This is a genomic window from Blautia sp. AF19-13LB (genome assembly GCF_003479105.1).
Taxonomy (GTDB): domain Bacteria; phylum Bacillota; class Clostridia; order Lachnospirales; family Lachnospiraceae; genus Fusicatenibacter; species Fusicatenibacter saccharivorans.
Map to the genome: position 1 here is coordinate 192,990 of NZ_QUGO01000001.1, position 26,432 is coordinate 219,421.

The 26,432-nt window shown below is 49.8% G+C and carries 20 protein-coding genes; 16 read left to right on the forward strand and 4 right to left on the reverse strand.

Going from position 1 to position 26,432, the window contains the following annotated elements; genetic code table 11:
* The first annotated feature begins 8 nt into the window (after positions 1-8).
* The 5 genes from DWX32_RS01000 to DWX32_RS01020 all read left to right on the forward strand — a co-directional run bounded on the left by DWX32_RS01000 (position 9) and on the right by DWX32_RS01020 (position 7,716).
* Positions 9-1,796 carry a cobaltochelatase CobT-related protein gene (locus tag DWX32_RS01000; RefSeq protein ID WP_118600592.1) on the forward strand — a complete coding sequence of 596 codons (1,788 nt, stop codon included), beginning with the start codon at positions 9-11 and terminating at the stop codon, positions 1,794-1,796.
* A 236-nt stretch (positions 1,797-2,032) separates the two neighbouring features.
* Positions 2,033-2,494, forward strand: a complete 462-nt coding sequence (locus tag DWX32_RS01005) for a MarR family winged helix-turn-helix transcriptional regulator (RefSeq protein ID WP_242991099.1) — start codon at positions 2,033-2,035, stop codon at positions 2,492-2,494.
* Positions 2,488-4,236 (forward strand): ABC transporter ATP-binding protein, encoded by a 1,749-nt coding sequence (locus tag DWX32_RS01010; protein WP_117760378.1) that lies wholly within the window; start codon positions 2,488-2,490, stop codon positions 4,234-4,236. Before DWX32_RS01005 ends, DWX32_RS01010 begins: the two co-directional genes overlap by 7 nt.
* 3 nt (positions 4,237-4,239) lie before the next feature.
* A complete protein-coding gene (locus DWX32_RS01015) occupies positions 4,240-6,165 on the forward strand; it encodes an ABC transporter ATP-binding protein (protein ID WP_118659129.1) in 1,926 nt (641 codons plus the stop codon).
* Between the two features lie 240 nt (positions 6,166-6,405).
* The gene (locus DWX32_RS01020) at positions 6,406-7,716 is read left to right on the forward strand and encodes a M18 family aminopeptidase (protein WP_118600594.1); all 1,311 of its coding nucleotides are present in this window, start codon (positions 6,406-6,408) and stop codon (positions 7,714-7,716) included.
* Positions 7,717-7,810: 94 nt separating this feature from the next.
* Here DWX32_RS01020 and DWX32_RS01025 read toward each other — a convergent pair whose 3' ends face one another.
* The 3 genes from DWX32_RS01025 to DWX32_RS01035 all read right to left on the reverse strand — a co-directional run bounded on the left by DWX32_RS01025 (position 7,811) and on the right by DWX32_RS01035 (position 12,504).
* Positions 7,811-11,404 (reverse strand): ABC transporter ATP-binding protein/permease, encoded by a 3,594-nt coding sequence (locus DWX32_RS01025; protein ID WP_118659130.1) that lies wholly within the window; start codon positions 11,402-11,404, stop codon positions 7,811-7,813.
* A 189-nt stretch (positions 11,405-11,593) separates the two neighbouring features.
* Entirely contained in the window at positions 11,594-11,917 is a 324-nt protein-coding gene (locus tag DWX32_RS01030; protein WP_117800904.1) for a helix-turn-helix domain-containing protein, read from the reverse strand.
* 218 nt (positions 11,918-12,135) lie between these two features.
* Positions 12,136-12,504, reverse strand: coding sequence for a DUF1292 domain-containing protein (locus DWX32_RS01035; protein ID WP_022461482.1), 369 nt, complete (start codon positions 12,502-12,504; stop codon positions 12,136-12,138).
* A 278-nt stretch (positions 12,505-12,782) separates the two neighbouring features.
* Here DWX32_RS01035 and DWX32_RS01040 point away from each other — a divergent pair, with 278 nt between their 5' ends.
* The 8 genes from DWX32_RS01040 to DWX32_RS01075 all read left to right on the forward strand — a co-directional run bounded on the left by DWX32_RS01040 (position 12,783) and on the right by DWX32_RS01075 (position 21,807).
* Positions 12,783-13,847 (forward strand): branched-chain amino acid aminotransferase, encoded by a 1,065-nt coding sequence (locus tag DWX32_RS01040; protein WP_118659131.1) that lies wholly within the window; start codon positions 12,783-12,785, stop codon positions 13,845-13,847.
* Positions 13,848-13,961: 114 nt separating this feature from the next.
* On the forward strand, positions 13,962-15,422 hold the full coding sequence (locus DWX32_RS01045) for an aminotransferase class I/II-fold pyridoxal phosphate-dependent enzyme (RefSeq protein WP_158576401.1): 1,461 nt from the start codon (positions 13,962-13,964) through the stop codon (positions 15,420-15,422).
* Between the two features lie 81 nt (positions 15,423-15,503).
* Positions 15,504-16,259, forward strand: a complete 756-nt coding sequence (locus tag DWX32_RS01050; RefSeq protein WP_117509068.1) for an exodeoxyribonuclease III — start codon at positions 15,504-15,506, stop codon at positions 16,257-16,259.
* A 96-nt stretch (positions 16,260-16,355) separates the two neighbouring features.
* The gene (locus DWX32_RS01055) at positions 16,356-18,251 is read left to right on the forward strand and encodes an alpha-amylase family glycosyl hydrolase (protein WP_118659132.1); all 1,896 of its coding nucleotides are present in this window, start codon (positions 16,356-16,358) and stop codon (positions 18,249-18,251) included.
* Positions 18,229-18,846: a DUF5662 family protein gene (locus DWX32_RS01060; protein ID WP_243037533.1), complete on the forward strand. Its 618-nt coding sequence runs from the start codon at positions 18,229-18,231 to the stop codon at positions 18,844-18,846. The genes DWX32_RS01055 and DWX32_RS01060 overlap by 23 nt, the downstream gene beginning before the upstream one ends.
* A 123-nt stretch (positions 18,847-18,969) precedes the next feature.
* Positions 18,970-19,452: a GntR family transcriptional regulator gene (locus DWX32_RS01065; protein ID WP_118659133.1), complete on the forward strand. Its 483-nt coding sequence runs from the start codon at positions 18,970-18,972 to the stop codon at positions 19,450-19,452.
* Between the two features lie 32 nt (positions 19,453-19,484).
* Positions 19,485-21,077, forward strand: coding sequence for a xylulokinase (locus DWX32_RS01070; RefSeq protein WP_334294890.1), 1,593 nt, complete (start codon positions 19,485-19,487; stop codon positions 21,075-21,077).
* Positions 21,078-21,111: 34 nt separating this feature from the next.
* Positions 21,112-21,807, forward strand: a complete 696-nt coding sequence (locus tag DWX32_RS01075; protein ID WP_022461490.1) for an L-ribulose-5-phosphate 4-epimerase — start codon at positions 21,112-21,114, stop codon at positions 21,805-21,807.
* Positions 21,808-21,921: 114 nt separating this feature from the next.
* Here DWX32_RS01075 and DWX32_RS01080 read toward each other — a convergent pair whose 3' ends face one another.
* The gene (locus tag DWX32_RS01080) at positions 21,922-22,950 is read right to left on the reverse strand and encodes a LacI family DNA-binding transcriptional regulator (protein ID WP_118659135.1); all 1,029 of its coding nucleotides are present in this window, start codon (positions 22,948-22,950) and stop codon (positions 21,922-21,924) included.
* Between the two features lie 312 nt (positions 22,951-23,262).
* Here DWX32_RS01080 and DWX32_RS01085 point away from each other — a divergent pair, with 312 nt between their 5' ends.
* Genes DWX32_RS01085 through DWX32_RS01095 form a run of 3 tightly spaced genes read left to right on the forward strand, consistent with a single transcriptional unit; the run spans position 23,263 to position 26,396 of the window.
* A complete protein-coding gene (locus DWX32_RS01085; RefSeq protein ID WP_118659136.1) occupies positions 23,263-24,636 on the forward strand; it encodes an ABC transporter substrate-binding protein in 1,374 nt (457 codons plus the stop codon).
* Positions 24,637-24,663: 27 nt separating this feature from the next.
* A complete protein-coding gene (locus DWX32_RS01090; protein ID WP_022461493.1) occupies positions 24,664-25,536 on the forward strand; it encodes a carbohydrate ABC transporter permease in 873 nt (290 codons plus the stop codon).
* A complete protein-coding gene (locus DWX32_RS01095; RefSeq protein ID WP_022461494.1) occupies positions 25,536-26,396 on the forward strand; it encodes a carbohydrate ABC transporter permease in 861 nt (286 codons plus the stop codon). The genes DWX32_RS01090 and DWX32_RS01095 overlap by 1 nt, the downstream gene beginning before the upstream one ends.
* Positions 26,397-26,432 lie beyond the last annotated feature (36 nt).

The following is a 26,432-nucleotide window of genomic DNA, read 5'->3' on the forward strand; positions in this document are numbered from 1 at the left end:
AAATACGTATGGTGACAGAGGAAACATTAAAAACGCATGAGATGGAGCTGGAAAGCCGGATCCGCAATCTCGTCTGGACTGTCAGCGGCGACTACACGCTGAAGCTGAAACCGGATGTGGAGCGGTATGCGAAGGAGCCGGATACGGTACTGTACGACACAATCCGCCAGGGCGCCTTTTCGTGTTACTTTGATCGGGAAGCCTACAGCCTGTATCTGGTGAAGAAGGTTTACAGCGGCGCAGCGGAGGGAGAACTGATGATGCTCGCCCAGCTGGTGACGGAGGAGGCCGTATCGAAGCGGCTCGAAAGCGAGCGCCCCGGTGTCAAGGGCTTTCGAAGGAGAGCAGCGGAGGAAATACTGGACCACTCGTTTGAATCTTTATCCCAAAATGAGACAGGCCGCCTGAAACTGGAGTATCTGCGCGGAAGAAGAGAGGAGGACGAGGGGAAAAGCCCTTCATACTCGGGAAAAACGCGGGAGTGGATGAAACTGCTGAAGCACGCATCCGAAACAGCGGATACAATGGAACTGATCCGGGTGACGGACGAGCTGTACAATAAGGTCGTCGATCCCGCATTTGTGAAAAAGCACGGTGATCTTGCCTCGGTTCTTGCGGTAACGATCGAGGAGCTCACCGAGTATTCCTGGAAGGATTTCCTTTCGGAAGAGCTGTATGAGGACGGGCTCGAGACATATCTGGAGCGAGTTTCGCTTGATATGACAAATTTCACATCAAAAGAGGCGGAAGAGAAGAAAGAAAAAACAGCGGGAAGCGATACCAAAAAGGTCGTTGTCGTCGATGAGAAAGCGCTGGCACGGATGTATCAGTACATTCAGCGCAATTACGGAAAAACGTGGCTCTCGGAGAGTGAGGAGAAAAGCCGGAATTACCAGCTCTGCCGCGGCATCCACAGCGACTGCAGCCTCTATTACACGGAGGGTGTGCTGAAAAATCCGGTCGGAAAGTATTATCAGCTCTCCTACGCGCAGAAGCAGAAGGATAAAAACCTTCATGCCTATTACGACCAGCACCGCGCGGTGCGGCAGAACATTTCGCTGCTGTATCAGGAACTGAAAAAAGCGATGCTGCTGCAGGAGGATCAGTCGTTTGCGGATGCAGACCACGGAATTTTACAGCCCGCGCGGATGTGGAAGGTGGGACGGAGCCAGAATGCGGATCTGTTCCGGCTGGAGCAGCGGCGGAATTCGCTGGATTTTGTCGTGGATATTCTCGTAGATGCGAGCGGTTCCCAGCGGCCGCGCCAGGAGAATGTGACACTGCAGACGTACATTCTGGCGGAGACCTTAAGCCGCCTGCACATCCCGTTCCGCGTGATGAGCTTCTGTACGTTCTGGGATTACACGATCCTGCACCGGATGCGCGATTACGACGATCCGCGGGAGAAGAACAGCAATATTTTTGAGTATATCACATCCTCAAACAACCGCGACGGGCTTGCTGTCAAGGCGGCGGGGATGGATCTTTTAAAACGCCAGGAGGACCGGAAGCTGCTGATCCTCTTAAGCGACGGAAAGCCGTACGATGTGCTGGTGAACCGGCCGAATGCGAGAAATCCAAAGCCGTACCGGGATGACTATGCACTGCATGACACGGCAACTGAGGTGCGGCGCCTCAGGCAGCAGGGTGTCTCGGTGCTTGGGGTCTTTGTAGGCGAGGAGACGGAGCTTATGGCGGAGCAGAAGATTTTCGGCAAGGATTTCGCGTATGCGCGCGATATCCGCAACTTTTCCCATATGGTGGGAAGCTATTTAAGAAGAAAAATCGAAGAATAAACGAGCGGAATGCTCCGGGCGGAAAGTGAAAAACTTTTATCCGGAGCATTTTTTTCGATTTTTTTACGCAAACAGGTTGACATTTCCCACAAAATCTCCTAGAATGTTCTATAGCGAACTGTTTAATATGAAACAGTCATCTATAGAACAGTTGCTTATGGAACAGTCCTTATTCAAACAGTTTTATAACGAACAGATGGGGACGGCAGCAAAGGGGAAAGGAGGAAAAAAGCAGCGTGTGTTGTAAAAAAAGAAAAATCGGCCACGAACTGCGGACGCTGGACAATATGATGTCACGGAACCTGATGGCAGCCGCCAGAGAGCGGGGCGTCGATGAACTGACGGCCATGCACGGGTGGATTTTGGGCTATCTGTGCAGGAACGAGCACAAAGATATTTTCCAGAAAGATATTGAAGCGGAATTTAAGATCTGCCGCTCTACCGTGACCAACATTTTAAAGCTCATGGAGAAAAAGGGCTACATCAAACGGGAGTCCGTTCCCTATGACGCGCGGCTGAAAAAACTGGTGCTGACCGATACCGGAAGAGAGCTTCACGAGAAGACGAAAGATATGATCGATATGCTGGAAGAACAGACGGTTGCGGGAATTTCAAAAGAAGATCTTGACACTTTCTACCGTGTCATCGATCAGGTCAAAAACAACGTAAAAAATATGTTAGGAGAGACATCATGTTAAAAACACTTGGAGCACAGGTAAAAGAGTTTAAAAAAGCCTCCATTGCCACTCCGATTTTCATGATTCTGGAGGTTATCATGGAGATGATCATTCCTCTTATGATGGCATCCATTATCGATAACGGTGTAGAAAAAGGCGATCTCCATCACATTTACGTGGTGGGAGCATTCATGGTAGTGGCAGCAGCCATCGGTCTGTTTGCAGGTATCATGGGCGGAAAATATGGAGCAAAGGCATCTGCCGGATTTGCAAAAAATCTGCGTCAGGCCATGTTTGAAAATATCCAGGAATATTCTTTTTCCAATATTGACAAATTCAGTACAGCAGGTCTTGTCACCCGTCTGACCACAGATGTGACGAATCTGCAGAATGCATATCAGATGATCCTTCGTATGTGCATGCGTGCACCGGCGAGTATGATCATTGCAATGATTATGTCGTTTTACATCAATGCACGCCTTGCGAGCATTTATCTGGTGGCCGTTATTCTTCTTGGAACGTGTCTGTTTCTGATCATGCGGTCTGCAACCAAATATTTCGAGCAGGCATTTCCAAAATATGATGAATTAAATGCGAGTGTGCAGGAAAACGTATCCGCAATCCGTGTGGTAAAAGCGTATGTGCGCGAAGATTATGAGACAGGAAAATTTCACAAAGCGTCCGAAAATATTTATAAAATTTTCTGTAAAGCAGAAGAAAATCTTTCCTTTAATGCACCGCTGATGCAGCTGACCGTGTACAGCTGTATTCTTCTGATCAGCTGGCTCGGCGCCAAAATGATTGTCGGAAGCAGTCTTTCGACCGGAGAACTGATGAGCCTTCTGACCTATTGCATGAACATTCTGATGAGCCTTATGATGCTTTCCATGGTATTCGTTATGATCACAATGAGCCTTGCAAGTGCGCGCCGTATTTCAGAAGTCCTGAATGAGAAGAGTGATCTCGATAATCCGGAGAATCCGGACTTTTCGATTCCGGATGGAAGCATTACCTTCGATCATGTCTATTTCAACTACAAAAAAGGAGCCGGCGAGCCGGTTCTTTCGGATATCAATCTTTCCATCCAATCGGGTGAGACAATCGGTATTATTGGCGGAACCGGAAGTGCGAAGACAAGTCTTGTCAACCTGATCAGCCGTCTGTATGATGTAACAGATGGATCCGTTAAGGTCGGCGGAAAGGATGTCCGCTCCTACGATATGGAAACGCTGCGAAATGAAGTAGCCGTTGTTTTACAGAAAAATGTGCTGTTTTCCGGTACTATTCTCGACAACCTCCGATGGGGTGATAAAAATGCTTCGGAAGAAGAGTGCAAGCGTGTCTGCCGTCTTGCCTGCGCCGATGAATTTATCGATCGGATGCCGGAGGGCTATAACACCTACATCGAGCAGGGCGGATCCAACGTATCCGGCGGGCAGAAACAGCGCCTCTGTATCGCGAGAGCACTGCTGAAGAAACCAAAGGTGCTGATTCTGGATGACAGTACAAGTGCTGTCGATACCGCAACCGACGCGAAAATCCGGAAGGCATTCCTGACCGAGATCCCTGAAACGACAAAGCTGATCATTGCACAGCGTATTTCCAGTGTGCAGGACGCAGACCGCATCATTGTCATGGAGAACGGAAAAGTAAATGGTTTTGGAAGCCATGAGGAATTACTGAAAACCAATGAAATTTACCGCGAAGTATATGAGTCTCAGACCGGTGGCGGCGGAGACTTTGACGAAAAGAGAGGTGAGTAAGGAATGGCAGAGAGAGTACAGCAGGTAAAGGGGCCGGGAGCAAGACCTCCAAGAGGGGTGAAACCGCAGGTCAAGAATCCGATGAAGATCTTTACCAGAATTATGAAATATGTATTAAAGGATTATACGGTACACTGCATCGCTGTTGTCATTGCGATTTTTGTCAATGTCCTGGCAAATGTACAGGGAACGATGTTTATGAAAACGCTGATTGACGGCTATATCACGCCGATGCTGACCCAGCCGGATCCGGATTTTGGCCCGCTGCTCCACGCAATTTTGCGGGTGGCCGGATTTTACGGAATCGGTATTGTGGCTGCGTTCGTTCAGAACCGTACCATGATTTATGTATCCCAGGGAACCCTGCGGAATCTGAGAAATGATCTGTTCGGCAATATGGAAAAGCTGCCGATCAAATATTTTGATACCCATGCGCACGGCGACATCATGTCGATTTATACAAATGATATTGATACCCTGCGTCAGATGATCAGTCAGAGTATCCCGCAGATCATCAACAGTGCAATCACGATTGTCAGTGTCTTTGTCAGTATGCTGATTCTGAACATCCCGCTGACGATTACAACGCTGGTTATGGTATCTATCATGCTGGGAGTGACAAAAAAGGTGGCCGGATTTTCCGGAAATTTCTTTGTAAAACAGCAGAGGGATCTTGGTAAAGTCAACGGCTTTATCGAAGAGATGATGGATGGCCAGAAGGTTGTCAAGGTATTCTGTCATGAAGAGGAGAATATCGAAAAATTCAAAGAAATTAATAACAATCTGTATGAGAGTGCTTACAATGCCAATGCGTTTGCAAATGTTATCGGACCGATCAATGCACAGCTTGGAAATATGAGCTATGTTGTCTGTGCAATTGTAGGCGGTGCACTTGCCCTTGGCAGCGTCGGTGGCTTTACGCTCGGTGGTCTGGCAAGCTTTCTGACCTTCAACAAGAGTTTTAACATGCCGATCAACCAGGTCAGCCAGCAGCTGAACGCAATTGTTATGGCACTTGCAGGAGCGGAACGTATTTTCCGACTGATGGATGAAGAGCCGGAGCTGGACGAGGGGTATGTAACGCTTGTCAATGCGAAGAAAGAAAACGGAAAACTCACCGAGACGAAAGAGCGTACCGGAAAATGGGCATGGAAGCATACGCACCAGGCAGATGGATCTGTGGATTACCGCGAGCTGCAGGGCCGTGTGGTATTCGAACATGTTGATTTCGGCTACAATCAGGATAAAATTGTTTTGCACGATGTATCGCTGTTTGCAGAGCCGGGTCAGAAGATCGCGTTTGTCGGTTCTACCGGAGCCGGAAAGACAACCATTACCAATCTGATCAACCGCTTCTATGATATTCAGAAAGGTAAGATCCGTTACGATGAGATCAACATTGGAAAGATCAAAAAAGATGACCTGAGAAGATCGCTTGGCATTGTTTTGCAGGATACACATCTGTTTACGGGAACGGTAAGAGAAAATATTGCCTTCGGAAAGCTCGATGCGACGGAGGATGAGGTTGTAGCAGCAGCAAAACTGGCGAATGCGCACGGATTCATTATGCGTCTGCCGCAGGGCTATGACACAATGCTGACCGGAGACGGTGCGAATCTGTCCCAGGGTCAGCGGCAGCTTCTTGCGATCGCGCGTGCAGCCATTGCAGATCCGCCGGTACTGATTCTCGATGAGGCGACAAGCTCCATCGATACCCGTACCGAGCGCATTGTTCAGGATGGTATGGATAAGCTGATGAGTGGAAGAACAACCTTTGTTATCGCACATCGTCTGTCCACCGTACGAAACGCCGATTGTATCATGGTTCTTGAGCAGGGACAAATTATTGAGCGAGGTACCCATGATCAGCTGATGGAACAGAAAGGAAAATATTACCAGCTGTATACCGGAAATCAGGTTTCCGCATAGCAGAAAAAACGGAAAAAGTAAGTCCCGCACGACAGAAAATAAAAATCTGTCTGTGCGGGATTTTTTTGCGAAGCAGCGGCTGGTTTTATGTGCGAGTAGCGAAGCGGATTGCGAATATCCGCTTCGAAATGATGATTGCGAGTGATACAGTAAGTTCCCACAGGTTTTTGGGTCTTGAAAAAGACAGCGGGATTTTATAAAATAGAAGAAGCGTTTGAATATATGCAAAGGAGAAAAACTATGGAATACCTGAATACAGCGCAGGAGCTGCTCGATTTTATCATGCGGTGCAAAAGCCCGTTTCATGTGGTAAAAGAAGCCGGCGATCTGCTGAACGAAAATGGATATACAAAACTGGAGGAGACAAAAGAATGGAGTCTCGTTCCGGGCGGAAAATATTATGTGACGAGAAATGAATCCTCGGTGATTGCGTTCCAGATCCCTGAGAGCGCATTTTCCAGCTACCAGATCATCGCAAGCCACAGCGACTGTCCGACGTTTAAAGTAAAGGGAGAGGACCCATTCGTGACGGATGGTCATTACACCCGCCTGAACGTGGAGGGCTACGGCGGAATGATCCGTTCCCCATGGTTTGACCGTCCGCTTTCCCTGGCGGGCCGCATGGTGGTACGTGACGGAAACAGCGTGAAATCCGTGCTGGTTGATGCCGGACGAGATCTGGTGACGATCCCGAATCTGCCGATTCATCTGAATCGTGACATCAACAACGGAATCAAATACAGTGTGCAGACCGACATGCTCCCGATTCTCGGTGATGAGACAGCGAAAGATCATTTTTATGAGCTGTTTCTGCCGGATACCGCAAAAGAGGATATTCTCTCCATGGAGCTTTATCTGTATAACCGAGTGGAAGGATCCATCTGGGGTGCCGGAAAAGAGTTTTTATCCAGTGGGCGTCTGGATGACCTGCAGAGCGCGTTTGGCTCCTTAAAGGGCTTTCTTGCTGCAAAGGCAACAGGCCAGGTCAATGTCTGCGCAATCTTTGACAATGAGGAGGTAGGAAGCCTCACAAAGCAGGGTGCGGATTCTTCGTTCCTGACAGAGACACTGCAGCATATCAATGCAGCCTGTGGAAAAGACACGATTGCATATCACAGAGATCTTGCGGGAAGCTTCCTTGTTTCTGCTGACAATGCACATGCCTTCCACCCGGCGCATGCGGAGAAATACGATCCGAAGAGCCGCGTCTACATGAACGGCGGCGTTGTCATCAAACAGAGTGCAAACCAGAAATACACGACCGATGCTGTTTCGGAAGCCGTAACAAAGATGATTTGCGAGAAGGCCGGCGTACCGTGCCAGGTATTCGCAAACCACGCTGACATTCCGGGCGGAAGCACGCTCGGCGCAATTCTGAACTCTCTTGTCTCGGTAACAAGCGTGGATATCGGAATGGCTCAGCTTGCGATGCATTCCCCGTATGAGACGGCAGGTGCCAAAGATACTGCTTATCTGGTGCAGTTCGCAAAGACCTTTTATGAGACGACACTGGTGCGGACAGAGCATGGATTTTCTCTGGAAGAAAAATAAAAGTTTAAGATAGAAAAAAGCGGCCGGCGGGACTTTTGAAAAGCCTCTGCCGGCCGCTTTTTGCGTACTTGCAAAGTGTGTTTTAAGGATCAGATTATTCTGTCCGGAGTGCCGTAACCGGATCGCTTTTTGCCGCTTTCTTCGACGGAATCAGACCGCCGATCAGGGTCAGAACGACGCTGAGTGCAATCAGAACAAGCGCCGGGACGAGTGGAAGAGAAGCACTGACCTTCGTCGTATCCGCCAGATGGTGGATCAGAAGGTTGCCCGGAATCATCAGAAGCAGCGAGAGCCCGATGCCGATCAGTCCTGCACAGAGTCCGATGATGAAGGTTTCGGCATTGAAGACCTGCGAAATATTGCGTTTCGAAGCACCGATCGCGCGCAGGATACCGATCTCTTTCTTACGTTCCAGAACACTGATATAGGTGATGACGCCGATCATAATCGAGGAAACCACAAGGGAAATGCCGACAAAAGCGATCAGCACGTAGCTGATGATGTTGACGATATCCGTGACGGAGGACATCAGAGTGCCGACCACATCGGTGTACGAGATTACCTGCTCGTTTTTGCCTTCTTTTTCCATCGTGTCATTGTAGCCGTCGAGGATGGAGGCAACGTGTTCCTTGCTCTCAAAGTTTTTCGGGTAAATGCTGATCGAAGAGGGTTCGTCAAAATCAGCGTAGCCCAGTTTCTGCAGATTGCCCTCATAGGTGGAAGAGCCGGAAGAACTAAGAGAAGCGAAGAGCTCCTTCATATCATCCTCAGTCATATTCATCTGGAAGGCACTTGCAAAGGCATCGGTGTCAATCTTCATGGCATCGCCCATCGAATCCTGCAGAGAATTACCGACCTGCGTCATGGCGCGCTCCATCTCGGACTGAATTGCAGAGGCCATCTGCGTCATCATCTGTTCCATCGCGGAAGTGATCTGTGTCTGCAGAACCGAGGCGACAGAAGCGGAGTAGCTTCCCATAACGCCTGCCATGTAGTTTGTGAGCGCAGAAGAAACCTGGGACTGCAGTCCGTCGAGATCGACGATTTTTGTGATACCGCTGTTCAGCCGCTGCTGGCCGTCCGCCGTGTTCAGGTAGGCGATAAAGTGCTGGCCCATCTCCGTCGGATCCGGCAGGCCGTTCTCCTTCACGTAAGCGAGATAACCGTTAGAAAGCTCCGTCGCAAGCGCAGTGAGCTGGTCGGATGTAATTTCGATATTGCCGTTGTTCTGCATCACCTCGGAAATCCAGTCGTTGATGATCTGAACAGCTTCTTCGGTTTGCAGATACTCCGCAAGATAAGCATCAAACTGTTCCGGATCGGTGTAGCCCATCTTGATCAGGTATGCCTGATACCCTTTGAAGATCCGCTGAATGAGTTCCTGGATCTGTTCCTGTGTAATGGAAACACCGCCGCCGTCTGCAATGATGGTCTGGATGTGGCGCCGCAGGATTTCCTGTGCTTCCGTGGAATTGATGTAGGAGACGAAATCCTCCTGTAAATGGGAATAATCCGCCTCCGGGTGCTCCGAGGCGTAGCCCTGATAGCCCTCCATGAGGCTGGAAGCCAGTTCCTGCATGCCGTCTTCACTGACATTGAGAGTAAGCCCGGATAAAATCTGGCCAAGATCAAGCTGCGGCAGTCCATCGAAATTAAGAGAGATCCGACTGAGGTCAATCGCACCCGCGAGATCCATGCTGCTTCCGGTGTCCGCAAAGGCGCTGGAAAAATCAAGGTTCATGGAATCACCGGAAAAAGCACCGGAGAGTGCGGAATCGTCGAACTGGAAAGCGTTCTGCAGCTTGTCCTCATCGACAGTGATAAAGGAATCCATATCAAGACCGCTGTTCTGATCCACGGTGCCGAATTCCTGATTCGTAAAGACATCGATGGAGGAGTCCGCCATCTGCTGTTTCACAATCTCGGATTTCTTTGCTTCCTCCACAACGTGGCGGGTCAGCGATGCCGGGTAATTGATGCCGGCGGTCAGGGCAGAGGCGGCAGAGTCAGGGGACGGCTGGACAATACCGGTGATTGTGAGCTTTTCGCCGTTGGCAACGAGTTTTTTCATATAGTCTTCGTTGTCGCTTTTATCTTTCCAGACCTGATACTGACTGTCGTATTCGTAGCAGTCTGCGCTGTTCACAAGACGGAACGTGGTGCCGAGAATATCATCGTAGGAATACGTGCCGATGGAGGAAGGGGTCTCGACGGTTTCTTCATTTAAAAACTGGCGGACCATCTCATCCAGCTCGAGTGCATCGCGGAGCCCCAGGGTGTAGAGCAGAAAATCACTCATTCCGCCGTCGGAAGTGAGGACAAGCACACATTCGTTATAGTTTTCCGGCCAGTGTCCGGCTTTTAAGTCGTACTGGTTCTCGTACAGGGAAGCGGTGTCCGGCATCTCGTAAAAGACGTTGGTGCTCATCATGGATGACATGATGCTGTTGGAGCTTGCGCCAAGGCCGAGCGAGCGGAACGACTGGTCCGGGTGCACCTGGCGGATGGAATCGCCGTCTTCGCGGTAGATCTGCGGCGTGACGGAGTAGGAATATTCGATGGCATTTGTGTAGTCGGAAATGCCGTCCGCACCGCCGTCAAGGTACTTTTTCAGGGAAGCGAGATCGTTGGAGTTCATGGTGGAGAACATGTTGGTCACGACTTCCTGGACTTTGATTTCATTCTTTTTGCCGGAATCTTTTGCGTCTTTGCCGGCATTCTGTGAGCCGACCATCATCGAAGTGAGGTCAAAGCCGGTGCTCTGGATCTGAAGCGGATATTCGGAGAGAGTTTCCTCTTCCATATTCTGAATATACTCGTTGACACCAGAGGAGAGTGCCAGAATCAGTGCAATGCCGATGATGCCGATCGAGCCGGCAAACGAGGTGAGTAAGGTCCGCGCTTTCTTGGTGCGCAGGTTATTAAAACTTAAGGAGAGCGCCGTCAGAAAGGACATCGACGATTTACCCATGTTTTTGTGCTTGGGAGGAAGCAGGGTTTCGGAATCCGGCTCAAACGGGTTCGTGTCGGAGCAGATCACACCGTCACGCAGGGTGACGATCCGGTTGGCGTAAAGCTCGGCGAGCTCCGGATTGTGTGTGACCATGACGACAAGGCGTTCTTTGGCAACTTCCTGCAGCAGGTCCATGACCTGAATACTGGTGTCGGAATCGAGCGCGCCGGTCGGCTCATCGGCAAGCAGAATTTCCGGGTCATTGACAAGAGCGCGGGCGATGGCGACACGCTGCATCTGACCGCCGGACATCTGGCTCGGCCGCTTGTGGAGCTGTTTTCCAAGACCGACCTTTTCAAGTGCCGCGATTGCTTTTTTGCGCCGCACTTCTTTGGAAACACCGGAAATGGTAAGCGCCAGCTCTACGTTTGCAAGGACGGTCTGGTGCGTGATCAGGTTGTAGCTCTGGAAGACAAAGCCGATCGTGTGGTTCCGGTAGGAATCCCAGTCGCGGTCCTTATACTTTTTCGTGGAAATGCCGTTGATGATCAGATCGCCGCTGTCGTAGCGGTCGAGGCCGCCGATGATATTCAGAAGCGTCGTCTTTCCGGAACCGCTCGGCCCTAAAATAGCGACAAACTCGTTGTCGCGCAAATTTAAGGACACATCGTCGAGCGCTTTCTGTACCAGCGTCCCGGTCCGGTATTCTTTTTTGATATGCTGAATCTGTAGCATAAAAGGGTAACTCCTTCTGTGATTAATATGTGAACAGTTGTCCTTTATTCTACAACGAAATACGGGAAAAGTCCCGGGCTTTAGAAAAATTTAAGAAAAGTTTATCGACAGAAAAAAAGTTCCGCCTCTGTTTCAGAAAAACAAAAAACGGAACTTTCTTTATCTGTGATACTTATGATGCCGGAAAAGTCAGACTTCCATCAGAAGACCTTTCATATAAGCCTTTAAGATTTTCTTTTTCTCCAGCGAAAGATTATTGTAAAGCGTAATGATTTCCTGTTGTCCTTCGGTAAGCTGCAGGGCATCCGGCTCGTCGAGAAAGAAATCGGCAAGTGTGATGCCGAAAGCGTCGCAGAGCTTCTGCAGGGTAGGGATGGTTGGAATATTGGTGCGGTTTACCATATTGTTTAAGGTAGAATAGGGAATGTCTGCCTCTTTTGCAAGGCGGTAATAAGTCCAGGAGCGCTCGCGGCATAAATCCTGAATGTGCTGTATCACATCTTTATCTCTCATAAAAAGATACCTCGTATTCCTATGTAATGTAGCGGCATGAAAATTGCTACTCACATATATTATACGTCTGTAAAAGAATAGAAACAGATCTTAAAGAGAGATGCAGAAAAGCTGTACAAATAAGAAATAATGGGAATTTGAGAGAAAAAGAGAGAAAAACCCGGCAGGAAAATAAGGTCTCCCGCCGGGTTCTGCAATCGTTTCAAAGTCTGTGATTCTTACTCTTCGGTGGAATTTTCTTCCATCTCGTTGAACTGCTCGGTATCCATCAGCTCGTCGAATGCGTCTGCTGCAATTTCGTACTCTTCATCGGAATCGATGTTGTCGAGGTTCGGCTGGCCGTTCTCTTCGTAGTAACGATACAGATAAACTTCGCCGTCTTCGTTCTCGCCGTTTTCATCGAGCGGCAGAAGAGCGATGTACTCTTTCTGGTTCGGAGCTGGGAAAATGGTCAGTACGGCACATTTTACTTCGGTATCGTCGTCCAGTGTCAGGGTAACAGTCGGCTGATCCAGATCCTGGCAGTCGCTGCCGCAGCTTGTGCAGTCTCCGCTGCAGGATGCGCTGTTGAATAATTCTTCACTCATTTGTATTACCTTCCTTTTTCGTGTTCAAGTCTTATCAGGTTCTTGTCTGCCATTCTAACAGATAATAGAAAAAAACACAATGGCTGTGCCGGGAAAGAAGAAAAAATGCGGCTGATACAGGAAAATACGGAAAAGATACAATAAATAAGAAAGAAAAAATGAAAATTTAGTCGTATTTTCTCTTGACTGTTTTCAGGTACAGCCTTATACTATCACTATTGAATCTAAATATACAGGCAGCTGAACAAACTTATCCTCAACTGCCGGGGAGGCAAAAAATGGATATCAGATTTGAAAAAAGAGAGCATTTACAGGAAAAACCGGATCAGAAAAACCTTGGATTCGGAAAACACTTTACAGACTATATGTTTGTCATGGACTGGGATAAAGAGCAGGGATGGCATGACGCAGCAATCGTACCGTACGGCGGAATCCCGATGGATCCGGCAACCATGGTACTTCACTATGCACAGGAAACTTTCGAGGGTATGAAAGCATACAGAACAGCAGAAGGAAAAATCCAGCTGTTCCGTCCGGAAATGAACGCACGCCGTATGATCAAATCCAACGAAAGACTCTGCATGCCGGGTGTACCGGAGGAGATGTTTGTAGAAGCTGTCAAAGCACTGGTTAAAGCACAGGAAGACTGGGTACCGTCTGAGCCAGGTACATCTCTTTACATCCGTCCGTTCATGTTCGCTACTGAGGCAAGCCTTGGCGTACATATGGCAAAATCCTACAAATTCGTTATCATCACCACTCCGGTTGGAGCATACTATGCAGAGGGCATCAACCCGGTTAAGATCCTGGTTGAGGATGAATATGTCCGTGCAGTCAAAGGCGGCACAGGCTTCACAAAATGCGGCGGTAACTATGCAAGCTCCATCGCAGGCCAGGTAAAAGCAGAGAAGATGGGATGCACCCAGGTTCTGTGGCTGGACGGCGTACATCGTAAATATGTAGAGGAAGTTGGAACCATGAACATCATGTTCAAGATCGCCGGCGAAATCTACACCGCACCGCTGGAAGGAACCGTACTTCCGGGCGTAACCCGTGATTCCCTGATCCATATCTTAAGAGACTGGGGATATAAAGTAAACGAAACACATCTGTCGGTTGACGATCTGATGAAAGCAGGTCATGACGGCACACTGGAAGAAGCATTTGGTACTGGTACAGCAGCAGTTGTATCTCCGGTTGGTGAATTTGTATACAAGGACGATTCTGTTGTTGTAAATGACTTCAAGATCGGTGAGCTGACCCAGAAACTGTACGATACCCTGACCGGTATCCAGTGGGGTAAACTGGAAGATAAATATGGCTGGACTACTCCGGTAGAATAAACCATATAAAACAGAAAAATGCAGATAAGGGGGTCCTTCCCGCACAGCGGTGCGGGGAGGATTCTTTCGCTTCAGAAAAAGATTCAGAAATCGTTTGAAAGGAAACAAAGCAGAATGGATCAGAATCGAATGCCTCTTGTGGAGGCGTTACAACAGTTCCGGGAGGAAGCACCGGCCTATTTCCGTATTCCGGGACACCGGTTTGAGCGCGGGCTGGATGAGACGTTAAACGGAGCGTCGCTTGCGGCGTATGACCTCTCGGAGGCAGAAGGGCTTGACGATCTGCATCACGCGGAGGGCGTGATTGCAGAGGCGCAGAAACTGGCGGCGGAAACGTGGAAGGCAAAAAAAACTTTTTTTCTTGTCAACGGCACAACATGCGGCAACGAGGCGATGGTGCTTTCGTCTGTGAAAGAGGGCGAAAAAATCATTGTTCCGCGAAACGTGCACAAATCGGTGCTGATGGGCCTGATTTTAAGCGGAGCCACACCGGTTTATGTGATGCCGGAGTACAGCACGAAATGGCAGATGTGGGGCGGCGTAACGCCGGAGACGATCGAAAAAGCCTTCGCGGAAACGCCGGATGCGAAAGCCGTACTTCTGGTCAGCCCGACGTACTACGGTCTTTGCAGTGATCTGCAGGCGATCGCAGAAATCTGTCACTGCCACAACGCAGCGCTTCTTGTCGATGAAGCACATGGATCGCACCTCTATTTTTCCGAACAGCTTCCTCTCGGCGCACTGGAAAGTGGTGCGGATGCCTGCGCGCAGAGTATCCACAAAACGGCGGGTTCCTTTACACAGAGCTCCTTCTTATCACTCGGTTCTGGCCGTCTCGATGAGGCAAGAGTGGCCGCCAATCTGCAGATGGTACAGAGTACATCGCCGTCCTACCTTCTGATGGCATCCCTCGATGCGGCGCGGCGCGGGATGGCGCTGCACGGAAAAGAGCGAATGGAACGCGCGCTGGAACTCGGCCAGAGGGCGCGGCAGGAGCTTGCAAAGATCAAAGGAATCGAAGCTCTTGGGACTGAGATGGAAGGAACGTGCGGCGTATGGAAGATCGACCCGACGCGTCTTGTATTCTCGGCAAGAGAACTTGGTATTTCCGGCTACGATCTGCAGGTGCGTCTGTACGAGGAATACCGCGTCAGTACAGAGCTTGCCGACGAGGAGAACGTGGTCTGCGTTATTACCTGGGCAAACAGCGAGGAAGATATCACACGGCTGATCGATGCGCTGGCAGGAATTTCGGCAGCAGAGAGCGGGAAAACGACGGGGCGGACGAAGTTTACAGAAAAGCAGTGGCTGTTCCGCAGCCTGCCGGAGATGGTAAAGACACCGCGCGAGGCATATTTTGCGGAGAAGGAAGCCGTTCCGTTTGCAGAAGCGGAAGGACGAATTGCAGCCGAGATGGCAGCCCCATATCCGCCGGGAATCCCGCTCATCTGCCCGGGCGAGCGGTACAGCAGAGAAATGTTGGAACTGATGCGCCAGTATAAAGCAGACGGCTGCGAATTTCACGGACCGTCGGATGCGTCGCTGGAAGTGCTGTATGTTCTGAAAGAGGAATAAAAGAAAACGGAAGTCGGTTCCCAGCGTTTTGCAACAGAAACCGCAGAGAACAGACTGTCAGGAAAAGGAGATGAATTGCGTATGAAAAAAATGATATCCTGGAACGTAAATGGACTGAGAGCCTGCATGAAAAAAGGTTTTCAGGAATACTTTGAGGCGGCAGATGCCGATATTTTCTGCCTGCAGGAGACAAAGCTGCAGGAAGGACAGATCGACCTTGAGCTGCCCGGCTATCATCAGTATTGGAATTATGCGGAAAAGAAAGGATATTCCGGCACGGCCCTGTTTACCAAAGAGGAGCCGATTTCTGTTCGCTATGGTATCGGAATCGAAGAACATGATATGGAAGGCCGTGTGATCACGGCAGAGTTTCCGGAATACTTTGTTGTAACCGTCTACACACCGAATTCGCAGGATGAATTAAAACGCCTTGCCTACCGGATGGAGTGGGAGGATGCGTTTCTTTCTTACTTAAAAGGACTGGAGCAGGAAAAACCGGTGATTTTCTGCGGAGATCTGAACGTCGCAGCGACCGAGATGGATATCAAAAATGCAAAGGCAAATGAGAAAAACGCCGGCTTTACGAAAGAGGAGCGCGAAAAATTTGCTGTGATCAAAGAAAAAGGCTTTGTTGATTCCTTCCGTATGCTGTATCCGGACACCGTGACGTATTCCTGGTGGTCATACCGCTTCCAGGCACGCCAGCGGAATGCAGGATGGCGGCTTGATTACTTTATGGTATCAGAGTCCTTAAAAGATGCAGTTGCAGATGCCAAAATCCATACCGAAATTCTCGGTTCCGACCATTGCCCGGTGGAACTGGATTTAGAGGTATAACAATTGGTAACATTGGTCAATTGACAATTTTATTCAAATGATTTACATTAATAGTATGACAATTGCAACAAATTATAAAAAATAAGGGCGGGAATTATGATACAGACAAAAAACAGAGGAAAATATCGAATTTTACCGGGAAATCCGGAGAAAATGGGCGCATCGGCGACGAAAGACGGATACAATTTTGCCGTAGAAGTATCAGATGGAAAAAAAGCAGAGCTTCTGCTGTACCGGAAAGGTCACCAGAAACCGTTTCTTACCGTGCCGCTTCCGGAAGAGGAGCGCACTGGCGTGATCAGTTCCGTGGAAATCACAGGCCTGACGGTAGGAAAGTTTTCGTATGCCTACCGGATGGACGAAGCTTTCTGCTTGGATCCATATGCGGGAGCAGTAGAAGGAAGAGAAACCTTCGGTGCACCGATGGAAAAAGAAGAGGGCGCCTGCTGCTGCCTTCTCCCGGAGTACCCGGTAATGCGCACCACCTCACTGCACCGGCCGTATGAGGAGACGATTCTGTATAAGCTCCATGTGCGCGGTTTCACCAAAGACGGAAGCTCCCGTGTAAAGAACAAGGGAACGTTCCGCGGCGTGATCGAAAAAATTCCATACTTAAAAGAACTCGGTATCAATGCAGTAGAGTTGATGCCGTCCTATGAGTTTTTTGAGTGGACCTCCCTTACGGAGCCGGCCTATGTATATCCGGCGCCGGTGGAAGAGAAGCGCGTGAATTATTGGGGATACGGCACAAAGGCCCTGTATTTTGCTCCGAAAGCTTCGTATGCTGCATCCGCAGATGCCGTCGCAGAGTTCGCAGAGATGGTCGATGCCCTGCATGAGAATGGTATCGAATGCCTGATGGAATTCTGTTTTGCCCCGGGAACGCCTTCTGGTTTTGTCCTGCAGGTTCTGCACCACTGGCAGCTCCGCTATCAGATCGACGGTTTCCATCTGGTCGGCGATGCATCGCTGGCAGAAGAAGCGTCCAAAGATGCACTCCTTCGGAAGACGAAACTGATTTTTCTCGGTTTTGACGGCGAACGGATCTATCAGGGAAAACGCCCTTGGTTCCGGAATTTAGGGGAACACAATCAGGGCTACCAGTACCATATCCGCCGCTTCTTAAAAGGCGATGAGGGCAGCCTTTCCGACTTCACCTATTATCTGAGAAGAAGCCCGGAGACACACGGTGTGATCAATTATCTTGCGGATCACGACGGTTTTACCCTGTATGACAGCGTTTCCTACGAACAGAAACACAATCTGGACAACGGCGAAGACAATATGGATGGTTCCAACGAAAACCTGACCTGGAACTGCGGCGCAGAAGGCGTGACCCGGAAACCGGCTGTGCGCGCGCTGCGTCTCCGCCAGCTGAAAAATGCCGTTCTCATGCTGATGACAAGCCAGGGAACACCGCTGATTTACGGCGGCGATGAATTCGGCAACAGCCAGAAGGGCAACAACAACGCCTGGTGCCAGGACAACAAAACCGGCTGGATCGACTGGAAAGCAGCCGCCCGGAATCCGGAGTTTGCCGCCTTTGTAAAAGCAGCAATCGCCTTCCGGAAGGCGCATCCGGCGCTGCACGGCGAACGCGAGCCGCGCCTCATCGACTACAAATCCTACGGCTGCCCGGATATGTCCTTCCACAGCCAGAGAGCCTGGTTCTCCCAGATGGAAAACACATGCCGTTTTATCGGCGTCATGTACTGCGGAAGCTATTTCCAGGATAAAGACGGCAACAAGGACGACGATCTTTATATTGCCTACAACATGCACTGGAATCCGCATGAGCTGGCACTGCCGTCCCTCCCGGAACAGAAGGTCTGGTATCTGACGGCCGACACCAACACACCGGAAGTCTTCCTGACAGAAGAAAATCAGAAAAAAGTCAGCGCAAAAACGGTCATCGTGCCGCCGCGCAGTATCATAATTTTAACAGGAAAGCAGGAGAAGAGGCAGAATGATGAAAGCATGGCAGCACTTTAAAACCATTACCACACACAAAATGTGGGTCATGCGGTACTGCTTTAAAATAGGACTGTACTGGCAGGGACTGACCCACGACCTCTCGAAATATTCGCCGACGGAATTTCTGGTCGGCATGAAATACTACCAGGGCGACCGGAGTCCCAATAACGCCGAGCGCGAAGACACCGGCATGTCAAAATCCTGGATGCACCATAAAGGGCGCAACAAACATCATTTTGAATACTGGATTGATTACGGTATCAATTGTGACACCATCATCAAAGGTGTCCCAATGCCGCGCCGTTACGTCGCCGAGATGATTATGGACCGCATCAGCGCGTCCCGCGTCTACCTCGGAGACGCTTATACCGATCAGGCGCCGTACCAGTATCTCAAAAAAGGAATCGGCCACCTCTGGTTCGTCCATCCCGAGACACTCTCGCAGCTCGAATTTCTGCTGCGCATGCTCTCGGAACGCGGCGAAGACGATACCCTCTATTACATCCGCTACCACTTCCTAAAAGGTGACCCCGTCCCGCGAATGCACTGTCCTCAAGAATGCACCGTCTACGAAGAGGCCATCCGCAAGAAAGTGTTCCCGTCCACTCATTAAGGTATTGGACCCACCCGCTCTCCCGATACTCCTGAGCGTCCCTTTCCCACAACAAAAATACAACTTGTTACAACAACCGTACAAGTTGTATTATAAATTCCAGAAAGGGGAATCACCAATCACATGGAACCAACCACCGGCAAAGCCAAATACTACACCCTGATGGAAGCCCTAAAAGAGCAGATTCTCTCCGGAACCATAAAACCCGGCCAGAAGCTTCCATCCGAAAACGAACTGACCCGGGAATACGCCCTCTCACGCCACACCGTCCGAAAGGCCCTCGCTCTTCTCGAAAATGAAGGCTACATCACCGCCCAGCACGGCAAAGGAACCTTTTGCTCCGAGCGCGTAATCCAGCGTCATAATTCAAAAAACATCGCCGTCACCGGATACGACAACTCGCTGATCGGCCAGAGCAGTCCGATCGGGATCACGACCATTGCCCATCCGCAGGAAAAACTCGGTGAGATGGCAGCAGAGCTCATTCTCGAAAAAATCAGAAAAGTCCCGGAAGAAGAAAGCAGCGTCAAACGCCTGATTTCCCCGGAACTCATCGTAAGAGGATCCACCGCAGGAAAAAATCTGTCAACAGAGACGAAAAAATAGAAAAGAACCCAAGGGAGGAAAAAACAATGGGAATGGATGCAAAAACAGCAATCCTCGAACAGAAAACAGCACTTGGTATTGAGTTCGGCTCAACCAGAATCAAAGCCGTCCTGATCGGCGCAGACAACGCCCCGATTGCATCCGGAGATCACGAGTGGGAAAACCGCTACGACAACGGCGTGTGGACCTACACCCTCGAGGACATCTGGACGGGCCTGCAGGATGCCTATACCAAAATGGCAGCTGATGTCAGAGAAAAATACGACATCACCCTGACCCGCGTCGGAGCCATCGGATTCAGTGCTATGATGCACGGCTATATGGCATTTGACAAAGCAGGAAACCTCCTCGTACCGTTCCGCACCTGGAGAAACAATATCACAGAAGAAGCAAGCGAGAAGCTGACCGATCTTTTCGGATTCCACATCCCGCAGAGATGGACTATCGCCCATCTGTATCAGGCAATCTTAAACGGTGAGCCGCATGTGGCAGATATCGACTACGTGACAACCCTTGCCGGATACATTCAGTGGAAAATGACCGGCGAGCGTGTCGTTGGTGTCGGCGAGGCATCTGGAATCTTTCCAATCGATTCTGAAACCAACACTTACTTTGCCGACATGATCGCCAAATTTGACGAGGCAGTCGCAGACAAAGCATATTCATGGAAAGCACTCGATGTTCTGCCGCACGTTCTGACCGCAGGTGACAATGCCGGTGTTCTGACAAAAGAAGGTGCCGCACTTCTCGACATGTCCGGAAATCTGGAAGCAGGCATTCCGCTCTGCCCGCCGGAGGGAGATGCCGGAACAGGTATGGCAGCAACAAACAGCGTCCGCGTCAGAACCGGAAACGTGTCTGCCGGAACTTCCGTTTTTGCTATGATCGTTCTGGAGAAGAACCTCTCCAAAGTATACCCGGAGATCGATATGGTAACAACCCCGTCCGGTCATCCAGTTGCCATGGTGCACTGCCAGAACTGTACTTCTGATCTGAATGCATGGGTCAATCTCTTCCGTGAATTTGCGCAGACCTTCGGCATGGAAATCAGCACGAATGATCTGTTCGGCAAGCTGTACAACAAAGCCCTGGAGGGCGACGCAGACTGCGGCGGACTCCTTGCCTACAACTACTTCTCCGGCGAGCACGTAACCGGCTTCAACGAGGGCCGTCCTGTCTTCGCACGTACTCCGGATGCGAAATTCAATCTGGCAAACTTTATGAGAGTCAACCTATTTACTTCCCTTGGCGCCCTGAAAGTCGGCCTTGATATCCTGATGAAAGAGGAGCATGTGCAGGTCGACCAGATTCTCGGCCACGGCGGTCTCTTCAAGACAAAAGGTGTCGGCCAGAAGATCCTCGCAGGTGCCATCGACGCACCGGTTTCCGTCATGGAGACAGCAGGAGAGGGCGGAGCCTGGGGCATCGCGCTGCTGGCTTCTTATATGATCAACAAAGAAGAGAATGAAACACTCGAGGATTACCTCGATGCAAAAGTCTTCGCAGGAAATGCCGGAACCAAGATGGATCCGGACCCGGCAGACGTCGCTGGATTTGAAGTATTCACCGAGCGCTACAAAAAAGGCCTGCCGATTGAGCGTGCAGCAGTAGAGAGCTTAAAATGAACCATCGTTTGGGAAAGACAGAAAGGACAACACAATGTTAGAAGAACTGAAAAAAAGAGTATACGAAGCCAACATGCTTCTTCCAAAATACGGACTGGTTACCTTTACCTGGGGAAATGTCAGCGAGATTGACCGGGAAAGCGGTCTGTTCGTCATCAAACCAAGCGGCGTGGATTACGACCTGCTGACACCGGACGATATGGTTGTCATGGATCTGAACGGAAACAAAGTAGAAGGACGCTACCGTCCGTCTTCTGACACCCCGACCCATCTGGAGCTGTACAAAGCATTTCCGGAGATCGGCGGCATTGTTCACACCCATTCCTCATATGCGACAAGCTGGGCACAGGCGGGAAGAAGCATTCCGTGCTACGGAACAACCCATGCAGACTACATCTACGGTGAAGTACCGTGCCTGCGCTGCCTGACAAAAGAAGAGATTGACGAGGCATACGAGGAAAACACCGGCCATCTGATCGTCAATGAGTTCAAACGGATGGGAAAAGATGTAAAAGCCGTTCCGGCCGTTCTTTGCAAGAACCACGGACCGTTCACCTGGGGCAAAGATGCGCATGAGGCTGTTCACAATGCTGTTGTCCTCGAAGAGGTTGCCAAAATGGCATACCGTGCCGAGACCATCAACCCGAGAATCCAGCCGGCACCGCAGGAGCTGCAGGATAAACACTATTACCGTAAACATGGTGCAAATGCTTATTACGGACAGAACTAAAAAAGAGTAAGAAGATAAGAAAAGTGTCATCCACAAACTGCAGGGCACACAGCCCGCAGGTGGATGACACTTTTTTGATAAAAACATTTTTATGATAGAAATCTGCTTTTAAAATCAAGTGGTCGTCTGACGCCGGATCAGAAGCGGCGGAACGGTCTTGTGAACCGGCTCGGCAAGCGGCACCGGGTGGCGTTTTTTCCGTTCCTGCATCTGGGAGACCAGAAGGGAAACAGCCTCGTCTGCAATCTGGTCAATCTGCTGGCCGACAGTGCTGATCGGATAGATAGCCTGCTCGGAAATCGGCGCACCGTCGAAGCCGATGAGTTCGTAATCGTCCGGCAGGGTATGGTATTTGCGGATCAGAAGATTTAAAAGAATATTGGCATGATCATCGTTGGAGAGGAAGATGCCCTTTTTCTGACCGGCATATTTTTGTTCGATGTTGTCAAAGATTTCCTGCAGCGGTGCTGAGGCTTCCTGATAAGAGAGTCCAAAATCCCGAATGATAACCTTGTGCGGTACACCGGCCTTTACACAGGCATCCTGGAAACCGGCGAGACGGCGGTAGGCAGGAACATTTTCTTTGGTCGGTGAGTTCAGATGAATCAGGACATCACAGTGGTTATGAATCAGAAGCGAAGTCGCTTCGTACGCGCCGAGGTAGTTGTCTGTATTGACACTGCTGACGAACTGGTCTTCGCGCTCAATTGCAACGACCGGGATCTGCAGATCGGAGAGTTCGCGGGAGGAGAGTGTATGGGAGAGGACGATGAGGCCCTCGATTTTGTACGACATCAGCTCCTGAATGTAGCGGTGCTCCGTCTCGTCGTGGCCGTTTCCGGCGAAGACGAGGAATTTATAGCCATATTTCTCATAAGAAGCAAGAATCTGATTCAGCATCTCGGAATAGTAGTTCATGGAGAGGCTCGGGATCAGGACGCCGACAAATTCGGTCTGTCCGTTCGCGAGAATTTTTGCCACTTTGTTTTCTTTATAGTTCAGTTTATCCAGTGCATCGGAAATGATCTGCTGATTTTCCGGTGTCAGGGAATCCGGGTTGTTGAAATACCGGGAAATGGTTGTTTTGGAAAAATGCGTGTACTGTGCAATATCATTAAAGGTTACATTTTTTTTTCGTGCCATAAGTTCAAGTGTCCTTCCCTTCAAAAGTGTTGCGTGAATCATGTAAGCTTTCAGAAAAAAACAAATAATATATGAAGATAGTATAACATTTCTCGCCCGCCGGAACAAGCGGGAATCGGTTAAGTAACCGGTTTTGTAAAAGTTCCACAAAAGCCAAAAACAAAATTATGGAAAATCACGAAAAGTAAAGAAAATATTGACGAAACCCACTGTCAATGCTATGATAAAGACAATGAAAGTAACCGGTTACTTGACCGGTTACACAAAACGAAGGACAGGACCAGCTGTCCAGAGATAACAGGAGGAATTGTGATGAGAAAGAAATTTAGTGCCAGGGCGGCAGCTCTTGGAATGTCTGGCGTGCTTCTTACTTCTGCACTGACCGGATGCACCTTCGGCTTCGCAAGCGATCCGGATGACCCGAACGCAGTAAAAGAAGAAGTGCCGATCGACATGACCACCGATACCTTCCAGTACGATACGTCGCTTTCCGGAACGAGTATCGTCATCATGAACACAAAAGCAGAAATCCAGACAGCACTGGAAGAGATTGCAAAAGTGTTCGAGGAGAAAGCAGGCGTACATATTGAGATCATGCCGGTAACAGACGGCGATTCTCCTTATACCAAAGTAGTCAGCCTCTACAACTCCGGAAACCCGCCGACACTTTCCATTCTGGATACGACCGATGTCATTGCACTGGCAGAAGAAAAAGCAGCCGACTTAAGCAATGAAGCATGGACCGGCGAGGCAGAAGAGTACCTGACCAAAATCAACGGAAAGGTTTACAGCTTCCCGCTCTGTATCGAGGGCCGCGGTATTATCTACAACAAGAGCGTGATTGAAGATACCTTAGGTACCGAGTTCGATCCATCCGATATCAAAACCCGGGACGATTTCGCAGCACTTCTCCAGAGCCTGCGGGACAACGGAATGAAGAATCCGATCTCCATGGCAAAAGAAGACTGGTCCCTTGGAGCACACCAGCTGCAGTACATCTACGAGACATACAACGGAACCTCCGACGGTGCAGCAGAAGTCATCAACGAGCTGAAGGACGGAACCTTATATCTGCCGGACTACACCCGCATGAACGAGTTCCTGAATACCTTTGACCTGTTAAAAGAGTACAACGTAGCAAAGGGCGATCCACTCGGCGCAGATTACGATGAGATGGCAATTGACCTGGCAGACGGAAAAACCGCTTTCTGGTTCAACGGAAACTGGGCATGGCCGAACCTTGAGGAGGCAGGAGCCGAGACGACCGACGAGTACGGTTTCCTTCCATACTTCCTGAACAATGATCCGGACGACTTCGTCAACAGCAAAATCCAGGCATCCCCGTCCAAACAGATCATGCTGGATGATATCGTGGCTACCGACGAGCAGAAAGCAGCAGCAAAAGAGTTCCTGAACTGGCTGGTTTACAGTGAGATCGGACAGCAGATGGTTGTAAAGACCTGCAGCCTGATTCCTCCGTTTAAAAACAACCCGAACGAGCCAAGCGATCCGTTAAGCCGCGACATTTACGAAAAAGTACAGAACGGCGGAGCATTCAACGCATCTGCGATCGTGCCGAACGATCACTGGTCTGTCCTTGGTGCGGCAATGCAGAAATATCTGGCCGGAAGAAGTGACCGCGAGGAACTGATAGATTCCATCCAGGCATACTGGGATGAGCAGTAAGCCGGAGGATATGAAGGAGGAACGAAAATGAAATCAAGCAACAAGGGAAAAGATTTCTGTGTATTTGCGCTGCCGGGCCTGTTCTGCTTCCTGGCAGTCGTCATGGTACCGTTTATCTACGGTATTTACCTGACCTTAACCGACTGGAACGGTGTTTCCAGCGTGAAAAACTTTGTAGGACTTTCCAACTTTGCAGCCGTTATGCGCGACGCGCAGTTCTGGAAATCCCTGCTGTTAACCTTTAAATATGTCATTGCGGTTGTTGTTCTCGTCAATGTGATCGCCTTTTTACTGGCTTACATCCTGACCCGCGGCATCAAAGGTCAGAACTTCTTCCGCGCCGGATTTTTCACCCCGAACCTGATCGGCGGTATCGTACTTGGATACATCTGGCAGTTCGTATTCTCCCGTGTTTTCGTCAGCATCGGCGAGACCACAGGATGGAGCCTGTTTGAAATTTCCTGGCTTTCTACCCCGAACAAAGCATTTGCAGCGCTGGTGCTCGTTTCAGTATGGCAGCTGGCAGGCTATATGATCCTGATCTACGTTGCCGGCTTTATGGGACTTTCCGAGGACGTGCTAGAGGCGGCAAGCATCGACGGTGCATCCGGCTGGGTAAAAATGAAAAACATTATCCTTCCGCTGATGATGTCCTCCGTTACTATCTGCCTCTTCCTGACCCTGTCCCGCGCGTTCATGGTATACGATGTCAACCTGTCCTTAACCGGCGGTGCTCCGTACGGAACCACCGAGATGGCAGCCATGCACGTATATGAGAAAGCATTCACATCGAGACAGTTCGGTGTCGGCCAGGCAGAAGCCTTTATCCTGTTTATCATTGTAGCCTGCATCAGCGGTATTCAGGTATACACCACCAAGAAGAGGGAGGTTGAAGCATAATGAATCAGAAGAAAATTGGCGGAACAAAGAAAAAAGTAACTGACGCGCTGGCTATGCTCCTTATGATCATCGTTTTCTGTGCGTTCATGTTCCCGTTTGTCATGGTTATCATCAACTCCTTAAAACAGAAACGTGATATCATCAAGAGTCCGTTCTCCTGGCTGTTTACGATCAAAGGTCTTTCGTTTGACAACTTTGTAAAAGCATTCAATCAGATGAACTTCCTGAATGCCTTCAAGAACTCTCTGGTTGTAACCGTAACAGCAACCGTACTGGTTACGGTACTCGCAGCCATGCTGGCTTACTACATCGTGCGTAATGTCAACGTATTTTCCAATATCATCTTTGCACTGATGGTTGCATCCATGATCATTCCGTTCCAGGCAATCATGATCCCGCTTGTCAGTGTATACGGCGGAACCTTAAACATTCTGAACCACAGACTGACCCTGATCTTCATGCACACCGGATTTTCCATGGCGATGTCCGTGTTCATGTTCCACGGATTCATCCGCGGAAGTATCCCGCTGGCGCTGGAGGAGGCCGCTTACATCGACGGCTGTACCCACACCCAGACCTTCTTCCGCATCGTGTTCCCGCTGTTAAAGCCGATCATTTCCACCATGGTAATCATGAATGCGATGGCATTCTGGAATGACTTCCTGCTGCCGTCCCTGGTGCTGACCGACAAAAAGCTGCTGACTCTGCCGCTTTCCACCTACAGCTTCTACGGAACTTACTCCGCAGATTACGGAACCATCATGGCAGGTCTTCTGCTCTGCGTCATCCCGATCCTGATTCTGTACGTGGCACTGCAGAAACAGATCATCAACGGTGTCGTAGCCGGAGCAGTCAAATAAGTAAATCATAGAAATCAAGAACAAGCCGGGCAAAGG